The 14,235-nt window shown below is 35.3% G+C and carries 12 protein-coding genes and 1 pseudogene; 4 read left to right on the top strand and 9 right to left on the bottom strand.

Translation table 11 applies throughout. The annotated features are described in order from the left end of the window. From BBH99_RS10595 to BBH99_RS10615, 5 genes and pseudogenes are all read right to left on the bottom strand, one after another. A pseudogene (locus BBH99_RS10595) lies at positions 1–853 on the bottom strand (DUF3857 domain-containing protein); the annotation flags it as partial. Between the two features lie 2 nt (positions 854–855). Continuing rightward, positions 856–2,748, bottom strand: a complete 1,893-nt coding sequence (locus BBH99_RS10600) for a DUF3857 domain-containing protein (RefSeq protein ID WP_066695337.1) — start codon at positions 2,746–2,748, stop codon at positions 856–858. Positions 2,749–3,061: 313 nt separating this feature from the next. Beyond that, positions 3,062–3,484, bottom strand: a complete 423-nt coding sequence (locus BBH99_RS10605) for a DUF5684 domain-containing protein (protein WP_066695339.1) — start codon at positions 3,482–3,484, stop codon at positions 3,062–3,064. Positions 3,485–3,564: 80 nt separating this feature from the next. Next, a complete protein-coding gene (gyrB, locus tag BBH99_RS10610; protein ID WP_066695341.1) occupies positions 3,565–5,499 on the bottom strand; it encodes a DNA topoisomerase (ATP-hydrolyzing) subunit B in 1,935 nt (644 codons plus the stop codon). Positions 5,500–5,654: 155 nt separating this feature from the next. After that, entirely contained in the window at positions 5,655–6,842 is a 1,188-nt protein-coding gene (locus tag BBH99_RS10615; protein WP_066695343.1) for a hypothetical protein, read from the bottom strand. A gap of 209 nt (positions 6,843–7,051) precedes the next feature. Between BBH99_RS10615 and BBH99_RS10620 the strand changes: the two genes are divergently transcribed. Genes BBH99_RS10620 through BBH99_RS10630 form a run of 3 tightly spaced genes read left to right on the top strand, consistent with a single transcriptional unit; the run spans position 7,052 to position 9,917 of the window. Next, positions 7,052–8,395 carry a cytochrome ubiquinol oxidase subunit I gene (locus BBH99_RS10620; RefSeq protein ID WP_066695344.1) on the top strand — a complete coding sequence of 448 codons (1,344 nt, stop codon included), beginning with the start codon at positions 7,052–7,054 and terminating at the stop codon, positions 8,393–8,395. Then, entirely contained in the window at positions 8,392–9,396 is a 1,005-nt protein-coding gene (locus BBH99_RS10625) for a cytochrome d ubiquinol oxidase subunit II (RefSeq protein WP_066695345.1), read from the top strand. The genes BBH99_RS10620 and BBH99_RS10625 overlap by 4 nt, the downstream gene beginning before the upstream one ends. A gap of 5 nt (positions 9,397–9,401) precedes the next feature. Further along, entirely contained in the window at positions 9,402–9,917 is a 516-nt protein-coding gene (locus tag BBH99_RS10630; RefSeq protein ID WP_066695347.1) for a ClbS/DfsB family four-helix bundle protein, read from the top strand. Between the two features lie 34 nt (positions 9,918–9,951). On the opposite strand, the gene lysS is transcribed toward BBH99_RS10630, so the two are convergent. The 4 genes from lysS to BBH99_RS10650 all read right to left on the bottom strand — a co-directional run bounded on the left by lysS (position 9,952) and on the right by BBH99_RS10650 (position 13,342). After that, positions 9,952–11,649, bottom strand: a complete 1,698-nt coding sequence (lysS, locus tag BBH99_RS10635; RefSeq protein ID WP_066695351.1) for a lysine--tRNA ligase — start codon at positions 11,647–11,649, stop codon at positions 9,952–9,954. 188 nt (positions 11,650–11,837) lie between these two features. Further along, complete coding sequence (rlmF, locus tag BBH99_RS10640; protein ID WP_066695352.1) at positions 11,838–12,758, bottom strand: 23S rRNA (adenine(1618)-N(6))-methyltransferase RlmF; 921 nt, start codon at positions 12,756–12,758, stop codon at positions 11,838–11,840. Positions 12,759–12,761: 3 nt separating this feature from the next. Then, positions 12,762–13,133 (bottom strand): c-type cytochrome, encoded by a 372-nt coding sequence (locus BBH99_RS10645; protein WP_066695354.1) that lies wholly within the window; start codon positions 13,131–13,133, stop codon positions 12,762–12,764. Then, complete coding sequence (locus tag BBH99_RS10650; protein ID WP_066695358.1) at positions 13,133–13,342, bottom strand: hypothetical protein; 210 nt, start codon at positions 13,340–13,342, stop codon at positions 13,133–13,135. The genes BBH99_RS10645 and BBH99_RS10650 overlap by 1 nt, the downstream gene beginning before the upstream one ends. A gap of 198 nt (positions 13,343–13,540) precedes the next feature. Here BBH99_RS10650 and BBH99_RS10655 point away from each other — a divergent pair, with 198 nt between their 5' ends. Next, positions 13,541–13,996, top strand: coding sequence for a cupin domain-containing protein (locus BBH99_RS10655; protein WP_066695360.1), 456 nt, complete (start codon positions 13,541–13,543; stop codon positions 13,994–13,996). Positions 13,997–14,235: the final 239 nt, after the last annotated feature.

The raw sequence follows: 14,235 nt of genomic DNA on the forward strand, positions 1-14,235 counted from the left end.
TCTTTTTTAATTCATCACCAAAATCATCTCTTTCATAAAGTCTTTTACCGATCTGATCCCAAGAAGACGAATACAGCTTCAACTCTTTATAATTAGTGGAATGAAGCTCTGCACTTACTTTTGTTCTGTAATTCCTGTCGTTTCTCACAAATTTTTCTGTTTTGAAACCTTTTACATTCTCAAATCCAAATCTATATGTTCTGTATTGGGAACCATACATAGTCTGCTCTTCCACAAATCTATATTTAGGTGCTAAAGCTCCTGTATAGTTAATATTATATGAGATATTAATAGGGGTATCAAAAACATATTCAGTATAAAGAGACGGGGTATCAGACTCTATTAAAAACTCAGGAATACTGTATAAAAATGGTGATATAATATCGTACTGATATTCCAGTACAGAGCCGTTTTTGACATTGGGAAAAGCAAACTTTGTTACATTTACATATTTACTTTCTTTACTTTTATACTGTGAACTTTTTTCAACTTTTACAGGAACTGTAGCTCCATTTTCAAGGTTGTAAGTAAAAGCTTTGAATTTACCTAACGTTTCTTTATCAACTCCATACTGATAAAGTGGCACTTCCAAATTTAGCCAATCTTCAGCTTTATCCTTATCATAGATTTTGATCCTGTAAAAATATTTTTTAAGCAGATTTCCCGTAGAATTATCAATCATAAAATGAACAGATTTATATAGAATTTCCGCAGGAGCATTTTCATCTAATAATGACTTTGTCTTGGAAAGATCCGCATCAGAAAATTTAGGTGGGTTCAGAAACTCATGTTTCTGGGCTTTAACTACCATTATATTGGCTGAGCATATCAGTATTAATACTATTTTTTTCATATTTATATTTTCGTGATTAAAATTTTTGAGTTATCCATATTGAGCATTTTTTTTCTAAATCCTACATAATCATTGTACTTCTCCTTAAAGTAAGTTCCTTTATTAACCTGAACTTTTCTGTTCACCTTTATTTCTTCTCCATTTTTCACAAAACTCAATTTATAATACCCGAATTCAGAATTAATGCTGATATCATTGGGAGTTTCATCAATTTTATACCCTTTAGGAATTATAAAACTGATTTCGTATTCATCTTCAAATGACTGCCTGATTTCGAATGGAAGCTCACGGCTCTCGTCTGACTTATAAACATTATCAGAGAAAATCGGAACGGCTCTGAAAATAAGGCTGCTCCCAGCATTCTTACAGTAATTGTTGGTTTTAAAGTCTATATCGTAGGTAATAACAGCTTTGTCTTTATCATTGACAAAATTTTTCATTTCAACTTTCTCAAAGTTTAAGACATCAAATCTTTTTTTCAAGGCATCATTCTTTTCTTTTGGATTAAGGTTCACAAAGCCTAAATTGTAGTCATATTGATTTCCTGTGTAGAAAAAATTACCTTCTCCTATAATACTGTTATCCTCTCCTATCTTTATTTTCAGTTTTTGTTTTTCTTTATTCTGATCTGCTGAATATACCGGGGTATTAATCAATTCTATTCCATTTTTCCTTATAGAAAGCACATTTCTGTCGGTAGTACTAAATCCTAAATGGTTAAATGCTGTCTGTTGTGAAGTATTTTCAAGCCAGATATTTCCATTTTCCGTAGGAACCATCAGAATTACGTGATTGCCACCCATTTTAGGAAAATCCGGGTCAAAAGATACCTGTGAAGGACCTGAATTGATCACACAATAGTAAGAAGGAATTCCAGCTTCATCCAATAAGGTTTTCATATAATTGGTAAGACCTTTACAGTCTCCATATCCTTTCTTATGAACCTCATCCGGCATCATAGGAAGCCAGCCTCCAATTCCCAACCCTACATATATATATCTGGTTTTGTTCTGCATATACTGATAGATTTTCTTTACTTTATCTTCCACAGAGCCCTGAAGCTGTAGAGCAGCTACTTCAGCTTTAATTGCAGGAGTAGAAACTGCCACCGGATCAATAAGATTGTTATAGTACCAGGTTCCAAAATCTGTCCAGTTATTTAAAGTACCCTCTCTCCCTGCCAGATTGAATTTGGTAAGTGCAAAACTTACACTAGGCAATATTTTAACAGGCTCCGGAATAAGTACAGCATCATCAATTGCTGGAACATTTTTGTAAGAATAATTTTTTTCATTCCCATTACTGCTCTCAACCACTGAAGCATAATTATACTTTGACGGATAGACTTTGGAGCGAAGATCAATCCCAGAGGTATTAATAATCTTCATTTGTGCTTCTTCCAAAGAAGTATTGGTAGAATAGAAAGGAATAAAATCAGGAATGAAAACAGTATTTTTATCTTGAGACTGATAAGAAAAGTCAATGGTATAAGGATATTTAACAGGAGTATATGAAAATACCATTACTCTGTTATCAGAATAAAATACACCCTGTCTATTATTAGCAAAGTCACTAAAATCAGATTTGGAATAGCTTTTTATTTTCTTTCCGAATTCATCATAAACAGTAACTTTTACATCAGAAATACTTCTTGATTTATCATACGGAATATAAGCAATTGCTTTTTCATCACCATCTTTATTTAAAACAGTGGTTACCGTGTTATATTGGTATCTTATTTCATCAACTTTATTAATCTGAACTGTTGTAAGATCTTTTCTGATGACAACGTTAGCATTTTTCTTTAAATTTTCTGGAATTGAAGATGCCGGATAGATTTGGGCGAAATATATTGAGGCTGTAGACAACGCCCCTAAAAATAATATTTTCATCATGGTTATTATAATTGGGCAAAAATAACAAAATCTTAACAAATGTTAAAAAAAATATGTCAAAAAAAATAACCACACAAAATGAAAGCTAATAAAATATTGACTTACAGATTATTACAACATATTAATATCTCAATTTGATGAAATAAAAGGCTCTACATAAATGAATCCTCCAAATAATACTTAAAAAAACACTACTCTAAATCTGCCTTAATATAAAGCTGTAAATAATCACTAGTCTTACAAAAGATAACAATTAATACTATATCTATAAATAAAAAAAGACTCCATTCTGAAGTCTTTAGATTTATACGTTTTAATCATTGGGAATTCTCTTACTATCATAGGTATCACTTCCAAGTCCCAACACCGGAATGAAAATAAACCCGAAGAAGAACAACAGAATTGTGTAAAGAGGGGTTTCTTTTGCAAAGCCTTTAGCTAATCGGTCATTGACTACCCATGCGGCATATAGGTTTACAAATGGAATTAAGAAGAGGATGATCCACCATATCGGCTTTTTCACTATATCCAGCATGACAATAGCATTGTAAATAGGAACAAAAGCTGCCCAAGCATCTTCCCTGCCTGCCTTTTTAAAGATTTTGAACATACAGTATCCATAAAAAAGGTACACCAGTAAGCTCATGAACATTGATCCAATCCCTAATCCTGCAGCGGCTGCACCAGAAACCGCATCTACCCCATTGTAGGGGTCTGTTTGTAAAAGAGTTAACATATTATTATTTTTTTGGTTTGGTCAAATATAAAAAAAGCTTCTAAATAATTAGAAGCTTTTTTGTGATATTTTAAAAAGGATTATGCATCAATTTTGGCATATTTTGCATTTTTCTCGATAAATTCTCTTCTTGGCGGAACCTCATCTCCCATTAACATTGAGAAAACACTGTCTGCTTCTACAGCATTATCAATAGTAACCTGCTTTAAGATTCTGTGTTCAGGATTAAGAGTTGTTTCCCAAAGCTGCTCCGGGTTCATTTCTCCAAGACCTTTGTAACGTTGTACCTCAACACCTTTTCCATCCGGAGACATTTCCAGAGTAAACTCTTCACGCTCTTTCTCATTGTAAGCATATACTTTTTTATTTCCTCTCTTCAATAAATATAAAGGCGGCTGAGCAATATAGATATATCCGTTCTCAATAAGTTCCTTCATATATCTGAAGAAGAAAGTAAGAATCAGGGTAGAAATGTGAGATCCATCAATATCGGCATCGGTCATGATAACAATTTTATGGTATCTTAACTTAGCCATATTCAATGCTTTGCTGTCTTCTTCTGTTCCTACAGAAACCCCAAGGGCAGTATAAATATTTCTGATCTCTTCATTATCATATACTTTATGAAGCATAGATTTTTCTACGTTCAGAATTTTACCTCTTAATGGAAGAATAGCCTGGAAGTGTCTGTCACGTCCCTGTTTCGCTGTTCCACCTGCGGAATCTCCCTCTACAAGGAAGATTTCAGATTCTGCCGGATCTTTAGATGAACAGTCAGATAGCTTCCCTGGAAGTCCTGAACCTCCCATCGGAGATTTTCTCTGAACCATTTCACGGGCTTTTTTAGCTGCCTGTCTTGCTTTTGCTGCCAAAACAACTTTCTGAACGATTTGTTTTGCTTCGTTCGGGTTTTCTTCAAGGAAATTGGTTAACATTTCCCCTACAATTTTATCTACAGCTCCGGAAACTTCAGAGTTTCCTAGTTTTGTTTTTGTTTGTCCTTCAAACTGAGGTTCCATTACTTTTACAGAAACTACAGCTGTTAATCCTTCACGGAAGTCATCTCCTGTAATCTCTACTTTTTCCTTTTGTGGAATTCCTAAGTCATCAGCATATTTCTTAAGGGTTCTCGTTAAAGCACGTCTGAAACCTGCTAAGTGAGTTCCTCCTTCATGAGTGTTGATGTTATTTACATACGAGTGAAGATTCTCATTGAAAGAAGTATTGTAACGCATTGCTACTTCTACAGGAATGTTATCTCTTTCTCCTTCCATGAAGATCACGTGTTCCATGATGGATTCACGGTTTCCATCGATATAAGCAACAAATTCCTTTAAACCTCCTTCAGAGTGAAAAACTTCTGATCTGAAAGAACCGTCTTCTAATTTCTCTCTTTCGTCTGTAAGGGTAATGGTAATCCCTTTATTAAGGTAAGAAAGCTCTCTTAAACGGCTTGCTAATGTATCGTAGTTATAAACTAATTCGGTAAAAATAGTATCATCCGGCTGGAAGAACTGTTTTGTACCTCTTTTATCACTATGACCGATTTCCTCAACTCCGGTTTGAGCTTTTCCTTTTGAATATATCTGCTGGTAAACGTTCCCGTCTCTGTAAACAGTAGTGATCATTTCGTTAGAAAGCGCGTTTACACACGATACCCCAACTCCGTGAAGACCTCCTGAAACCTTGTAAGAATCTTTATCAAACTTACCTCCGGCTCCAATTTTTGTCATTACAACTTCAAGAGCAGATTTTTGTTCTTTTTCGTGGAAGTCAACCGGAATACCTCTACCGTTATCGCTAACCTCAATTCCGTTTCCTTCTTTAATAGCAACGAAGATCGTGTCGCAGAATCCTGCTAACGCCTCGTCGATAGAGTTATCTACTACTTCATAAACCAAATGATGGAGACCTCTAACTCCCACATCACCAATGTACATTGAAGGACGCATACGAACGTGCTCCATTCCTTCCAATGCCTGAATACTACTAGCTGTATATTGTTTCTGACTCATATTAAATATTAAAAATCCTGCTATATGCAAAGACTTACAAATATCGTGATTTTTTTCGAGGTATGAAAGTTAAAAAGTGTCAAAAAAATGTAGAGTTAAAAGAAAAAGAAGCAAACAAAATTCGCTTCTTTTTCTTTTAACTTATATCTATAGATTTATGGAGTATGCTTATTAATTTTAAATATATTTTTCAATTTATAGCTATAGTTGAATCTATTTTCTTTCTGGGTCAGGTTTACCTGCACTTCCATTCTATCGGGATAAAGAAAAAATTCAAAATAATTAATCTCTCCTTTTTTCACCTCGATATCTGCTACCTGTTGTTTTCCTTTAAGCATATCATAATATTCTCCTAAAAATTTAAAGTCTGATGACATACTGTCAAAATGAGGAGTTACTTTAAATTTAAGAACATAAGTTTTCTTATCAAAATCATAATTTAGATTTTGTTCTATTTTTTCGATAAAAAAAGAAACATCAGATTGATCATTCTTCTTCTTCACATAAAAAAATTCATTAGGCAAGACCAGTTTTATATCTTTTTCCATTATATTCAGGTCTCCCCTTGGAAGCACATAATCATTGGTCATATTCTGCAGAGACATATTACTCAATGATCTGAAAAATCGATCTATATTCTGTCTTGTTATATTTTCATCCTTATCTTCAATATAAGCTTTATAAAGAGCCAGTGTACATTCATTGCCAGAAGTCTGAGTATTAATATCTTTACATAATCGTGTTAACAGGCCTGGCGCAAATTCATCAACCTTTTCATCAATATGAATTTTGTTTGCCCTATTGATATCCCTTATCAATTGAACATATTTTGAAATTTTACTGTTTGCAGGAAGGTCCATCATATTTAAAAAATGAGCAAGAACCTGTTCATTCGTCATATTCCGACAAATAACCATGTACAAAAAATTGGTAACATTATTCCGGGGATTGTAGGTGGCAAAATCTACTGTTCCAAAGGCCATTTTCCATGTATTGTTATTTCGGACCGGAACTGTAGAGATATTCTTTCCCATCAGCTGGCTGTTCATCTGTGGAACCAATATAAATCCGGTATTCAGGAAATCATATTTTCTGTTTTCAAAAAAAATCAGTTCTAAAGAATTAAAACTGCTATCTCTTCCACTAGAACGTTGAAGATTCTGGTAAAATACCTCCCCGGCAATTCTTCTTCCTTCATCAATAAAAAAATTATATTCTGCAGGAAGGTTAACTTGTTCTCCCTGGGGCATATAAATTCCCTTCAACCCATTCCTATACTGGGCGGAAGAATATGAGTAAAATAGAAAAAAGACTATAATAGCTCCCTTGTTTAAAAATTTCATGGTCAATAATTCAATCTAAATTCCTGCAAATATGACATTTTTTTTCGGGGTTTAAAATAAAAAATGTAGGGTTTTCTTTAGGAAAACATAAAGAATAGCCAACTAATAAAGATTCAAAATTAATGTGTATTGCTGAAATAATAACTGTTTTAAATCATACTCAACATCAATAATTTATGCGTAAATTTATTTACTGAAAAGTTGATATTATGGATGATTTTATAGCTGCCCGCGCCCAGATGGCGCTTTCTCTGGGCTTCCATATCATATTCTCCTGTGTGGGAATGGTAATGCCTTTCTTAATGGCTTTTGCCCATTGGAAGTACCTAAAAACCAATAATGAAGTATATAAAGGACTTACAAAAGCATGGAGCAAAGGAGTTGCGATCTTATTTGCTACCGGTGCTGTTTCAGGAACGATGCTTTCCTTTGAGCTTGGACTTTTATGGCCTGGATTTATGAAACATGCAGGGCCAATCTTTGGAATGCCATTCTCATTGGAGGGAACAGCTTTTTTTATTGAAGCTATAGCCATTGGCTTCTTTTTATATGGATGGGATAAATTCAATAAATGGTTTCACTGGTTCTGTGGTTTTCTTGTAGGCGTAAGTGGACTGGCATCCGGTATCCTGGTGGTAGCTGCCAATTCCTGGATGAACTCTCCTTCCGGCTTTGATTATATTAACGGACAATACCTTAATATAGATCCTATTAAAGCAATGTTCAATGATGCCTGGTTTCCACAGGCTCTTCATATGACGGTTGCTGCTTTTTGTGCGACAGGATTCGCTGTAGCCGGAGTTCATGCTTTTTTAATTATGCGAAAAAAGAATGTTGAATTCCATACCAAAGCCTTCAGAATTGCCGTGGGATTTGCTTTAATTGGAGCATTTGGGGCTCCTTTAAGTGGTGACGTTGCAGCAAAATCTGTTGCAGAAAGACAACCTATCAAGCTAGCGGCTATGGAAGCTCACTTTGAAACAGAAAAAGGAGCTTCGTTTGTCATTGGCGGAATTCCGGATGAGGAAAAAGAAGAAATAAAATATGCCATTAAAATTCCAAAGGTATTAAGCTTTTTGGTAAGCAATGATTTCAATGCTGAAGTAAAAGGCCTTAAAGATTTTCCAAAGGATGAATGGCCTCCGATAGCGGTTACCCATTATGCTTTTCAGATTATGATCTTCTTTGGAGTAGTAATGATTTCTATTGGCGCTGTATACCTCTACGCTTTCTTCTTTAAAAAAGAATGGCTCACTAAAAACTGGCTATTAAAAACATTCCTGATTGCCACTCCATTCGGATATATTGCTCTGGAAGCGGGATGGACCGTTACTGAAGTAGGAAGACAGCCATGGATTATTTATGGAGTGATGAGAACAATAGATGCCGTAACTCCAATGCCTGGAATACAGTATTCATTCTACTTCTTCACTGCAATTTTTATATCATTATCATTAATTCTGGTATTCCTATTAAGAAGACAGGTGCAGATGGTACCGAAACTTTACGACCCAACAGACCCACAGTTTAACGATAAAAACAAAAAATCATGATCTACATTGTTATAGGTTTTCTATGGCTTTCCATCTGTCTTTATATTATTCTGGGTGGTGCTGACTTTGGAGCAGGTATTGTGGAACTTTTCACCAATAAAAAAGCCCGTCATAAAACTCAGGAGATTATGTATGAATCTATTGCTCCGGTTTGGGAAGCCAATCATATGTGGCTGATTATTGCTATTGTGATTCTTTTTGTTGGTTTTCCGGACATTTATACCACCATGTCTACTTATCTCCATATTCCTCTGGTTTTAATGCTTGTAGGAATTATTGCAAGAGGAACAGCGTTTACATTCAGGCATTATGACGCCGTAAAGGATAACTGGCAGGTTTTATATACACAGATATTCTATTACGCGAGCCTTTTAACTCCTTTTTTCCTTGGATTAATAGCAGCAGCAACGGTTTCCCATTCTATCAATCCTGATGCAGTAGGTTTTCTTGATCTCTATGTTTACAGCTGGCTGAACTGGTTTGGAGTATCTGTAGGTTTATTTACAGTAGCGCTGTGCGCTTACCTAGCCTCTATATTTTCATTAAGAGAAACCCGAGGGAAAGAAGAATTGCTATTAATGATCAGAAAATCAAAACAGACGATGATCTTTGTTGTAATTACAGGAATTCTAGTTTTTGTCACAGCTTATATTTCAGATATTCCACTTTTAATGTGGGTATTTTCAAAACCTTTAGGAATTATGGCCATTGCTTTTGCTACGGTTGCTTTATTGCTTATCCTAAGAGCTTTGAATAATCAAAAATTACTACCTGTAAGAGCGTTGGCAGGATTTCAAATGGTGATGATTCTTGTAGCAGCTACTTACCAACATAATCCGGATATTATTTTATTAGGTAACGGACAGCATCTTTCACTTTTAGAGCATATGGCACCGCCTAAAACTATTGCTGCATTAGGTTGGGCATTAATGCTGGGATCATTATTTATTCTCCCGTTTTTATTTTACCTGATGGCTTCTTTCAGTAAATTAAGAAAATAAGAGATATGCAGAACTATAAAGACAAAGCAGAACTTATTGAAGAAATTAAATCAAGATATTTTCTCTACGATCAGGAGTTCAATGATATTAAAGAAGGGGAAAAAGATCTGTTAAAATCCGGAGTTGATAAAACTCCTTCTCAAAATATATCCTATCAGATTGGCTGGACCCATCTTCTCCTACAATGGGAAGCTGATGAAAAGAAAGGAATTGAAGTAAAAACTCCTACTCCTGAATACAAATGGAATAATTTAAAGGGACTATATCAGTCTTTTTATGACCAATATGGTTCTTATAGTTTAGCCGAACAAAGGGAATTATTAAAAAAGCAAGTCAACGAAATTATAGAATGGATTGAAAAGCTTGATGATAAAATACTGTTTGAACCTGAACAAAGAAAATGGGCAACAACACCAGCAAAGTGGCCCGTTTGGAAATGGATACACATTAATACTGTAGCACCATTTAAAAATTTCAGGACACAGCTTCGAAAATGGAAAAAAGAAACCGGTACAGAGTAATTCTGTACCGGTTTTTTTATGATGTTGTATAAAACTAAGCGAGTTTCATCAAAAGATTCTCCTCAATCTTCTCTACTTTCACAAGATTATTCTTTGTTAAAGTTTTAGAAGCCTTATCCCATTTTTTACCGGATAACTGGCTTCTTTGCTTTACATCAGCTAAAGACATTGGTTCTTCCTGAGAATTAAGGATTTCAAGGATTACTTTCTCATCTTCTCCCAGTTCTATTTGAGGAGCTGCTTTCTCCGGTCTCATCTGAGGGAAGAATAACACTTCCTGGATAGAAGCATTGTTCGTTAAGAACATAATTAATCTGTCCATACCGATTCCTAGTCCTGATGTAGGTGGCATACCATATTCAAGAGCTCTTAAGAAATCCTGATCAATGAACATTGCTTCATCATCTCCTCTTTCAGATAATGCCATCTGAGCTTCAAAACGCTCTCTCTGATCAATTGGATCATTAAGCTCCGAATAAGCGTTTGCAATTTCTTTACCGCATACCATTAATTCAAAACGCTCAGTTAAGCCTTCTTTGCTTCTGTGTTTTTTAGTTAATGGAGACATTTCAATTGGATAATCTGTAATGAAAGTCGGCTGGATAAAGTTTCCTTCACATTTCTCACCGAAGATCTCATCAATTAATTTTCCTTTACCCATTGTCTCATTCACCTCAATTCCAATAGACTTAGCGAAATCATATAATTCCTGCTCAGTTTTTCCAGTGATATCAAAACCAGTGAATTTTAAGATTGCTTCCGTCATAGAAACTCTTGGATAAGGAGCTTTGAAATCTACTTCATGCTCTCCGAAAGTTGCTTTTGTAGTTCCATTCACCTGAATAGCACAGAATTCCAGTAGTTTTTCTGTAAAATCCATCATCCAGTTGTAGTCTTTATAAGCTACATAGATTTCCATTGCAGTAAATTCCGGGTTGTGGGTTCTGTCCATCCCTTCATTTCTGAAGTTTTTAGAGAACTCATATACTCCGTCAAAACCACCTACGATCAATCTTTTCAGATATAATTCGTTGGCAATTCTTAAATATAATGGAATATCTAAAGCATTGTGGTGCGTAATGAAAGGTTTTGCCGCTGCTCCACCAGGAATAGACTGTAGAATTGGTGTCTCCACTTCAAAATATCCTGCATCATTAAAGAAAGTTCTCATCGCGTTGAACAATTTTGTTCTCTTCACGAAAATTTCTTTTACCTGTGGGTTTACGGTTAAATCTACATAACGCTGTCTATATCTTAATTCAGGATCTGTAAATCCGTCGTGTACAACCCCGTTTTCGTCTGTTTTAGCCTGAGGAAGCGGACGTAAAGCCTTCGTAAGAAGCGTAAAGTTCTTTACCAAAACCGTCTTCTCTCCTACCTGAGTAGTAAACAACTCCCCTTCAATACCAATGATATCACCGATATCTAAAAGGTGCTTGTACACTTCATTATATAATTCTTTATCTTCACCCGGACAGATCTCGTCTCTGTTGAAGTAAACCTGAATTTTTCCTTTAGAATCCTGCAATTCTGCAAAAGAAGCCTTTCCTTGAATTCTGCGGGACATCAATCTACCAGCGATCTTCACCTGTTTACTTTCAGAAAAGTCCTGTTTAATAGATTCTGTAGTATCTGTAATTATATACTCATCCGCAGGGAACGCATTAATCCCCATTTCAGTAAGCTTATTCAGCTTTTCTCTTCTAATGATTTCTTGTTCTGATAATTGCATTTCTTATTTTTCTAAAAGCGTACAAATTTAGGCATTTTTGAGTTGACCGTCAATTGATTTTTTCAGAAATTTTAAAAAGTGGCTGAGATATGGGTGCAGGGTGCGGGATTCGAGGTGCGAGGTGCGAGGTGCGAGGTATGAAGTTCAGAATTTGAGCTATCACTATATTAGTGGTAAGTTTTGAATCTTTATATTTCCCTGTCCTTTTTAGGAACAAATGTCCAGGCTAATATTCTGCTCACTTTCTGCCCCTGTGCCATATCAATCGTTTTGAAATCTATGGCTTTTACTTTCTTTAAAAGTGTAGTCAGCTTATAAAGATTATCTTTTTTGGAAACCAGACAGGTAAACCAAAGAACCTGAGATGAATATTGAGCACTTTCAGTAATCATATTGGTAATGAATGCCAGTTCACCACCTTCACACCATAATTCCGACTGTTGTCCGCCAAAATTAAGTAATGTTTTCTGTGTCTTTCCCTTATTTAAATTCTTTGTCTTTCTAAGATTTCCCTTTATCATTGATTCTTTTGAATCGTGAAAAGGAGGATTACACATAGAAAATGTAAACTTATCTTCTGGAGCTATGATTCCCTTAAATATCTGATTTGAATTGGGCTGGTATTGTAAGTGAATTGCTGATGACAGATCCGGGTTCTGATCCAGAATATGCCGGGCATTTTTTAAAGAATCTTCATTAATATCTGTTCCAAGCATCTTCCAGCCATAAGATTTATGGGCAATCAAAGGATAAACAAGATTGGCTCCTACTCCAACATCCAAGCCTTTTATACAATTTCCTGTTGGAATTTCACCTTTCTGTTCTGCTAACAGGTCAGCTATATAATGCACATAATCTGCCCTTCCCGGAATGGGTGGACATAAATTAGAATCTGGAATATCCCAATTTTTAACCTTATAAAAATGAAGGAGTAAAGCTTTGTTGAGTAATTTTACAGACTCAGGTAGACTGAAATTAATAGTAGTTGTCCCGTGAACATTCACAAAGACATAATGTTTCAGTTCTGGCACACAGGAAATCAGCAGATCAAAATCATAAGGATTACGATGCAGATTTCTTGTGTGCAGACTGGATTTTTCTGTGGACATCTTTTATTTTTTCTGGCTTAGAATGTACTCCACCATTTTTTTAGCATCTTCTTTAGATACCTGTGGATGAGCAGCCATAGGGACTCCGCCCCAAACTCCACTACCGCCTTCTATAATTTTGGAAGCCAGCAATTCAATATCCTTGTCAGTATATTTAGCCGCAATTTCCTGATAAGAAGGTCCTATCATTCTCTCATTAACAGAGTGACATCCTGAACAGTCCAATGTTTCCATGATCTGATCACCGGAAAGATTAGACTGAGCAGGAGCAGACACTGGCGCAGCATCTGAAGATGCTACCTCTGTTGTATTTTCTTTTTTAGAACAGGAAAAGATCAGAAGGCCTAAAGTTCCTGCCAAAAATAAGTTTTTCATTATTTCTTCGCTGTAGAATCTGTTTTAGCAGCTTCAGGAGCTGGAGTTGCAGCAGCTGGAGCAGCAGGTTTAGCTGTAGAATCTACCACTGTAGTTGCTTCAGGCTCTTCAAGCATAGTGTTGCTGTCCTGTAATGAGTGATCTACCTTTTTAGAGCAGCTTGCTAATAATAAACCTCCGATAAATGCGATTGCGAATACTTTTTTCATTTTTTTCTAATTTGAAAGCAAAAATATAAAAAATAAACGTTTCAGCTTATGACAAATGTTTCTTTGAGGAAGATTTTACAATTTAAATGTGTATTATTTTTAACTGAAAAAACAATTCAATTAACAGTGAAAATTTAAATTAGGTTATTATTTTTGTATAACAGATCACACCAAATACAAACTATTAATCTTAAATGTATGACTCAAAGAAATTTATTCAAAACAACGCTTTTATTGGCTCTACTCTCTTTATCTCTATCTTGTCATGATTCTGATGATGAGCAGCCTAAATCAGAATATTCAGATAAAATTGAATCCGTAACGTTATTAAAAACCACAAAATCCTGGGACGGAACTCTGTATGCCAGCTACCCGACCGGACAGCCGGAAATCTCTATTCTTAAAATATCCGTTCCTCCTAATAAAGCACTGGATTGGCATAAACATCCCGTTATTAATGCGGCCTACGTAGAGAAAGGAGAAATCCAGATAGAAAGAAAGGAAGATGGCAAAACACAATGGGTAAAAAAGGGGCAGGTTCTTCCTGAAATGGTCAATATTGCTCACAGAGGAAAAACCGGGGACAAAGGAGCCACTTTAATTGTATTCTACAGCGGAGCTACTGATATTCCCCTGTCTGAACCTGTACATTAAAGATAAAATCATATTCTTTTCTTGCAGATTTTTAATCGCTACGAATGCACGAATTATTTTTATTCGTGCATTTATGGTAAAATATCATATAGCTTAATCAGTCATTTTTGTTATCATCGTAAACTCCTTTAATAAAACTATTAGAATGTTATTTCATCAATGACAATGCCGTAAAATTGCATGTATATTACCTTACCAAAAACTTTAGATAACAACTTATTCGGAGTAAGTAAATAAAC

Source organism: Chryseobacterium contaminans (assembly GCF_001684955.1).
Lineage (GTDB): Bacteria > Bacteroidota > Bacteroidia > Flavobacteriales > Weeksellaceae > Chryseobacterium > Chryseobacterium contaminans.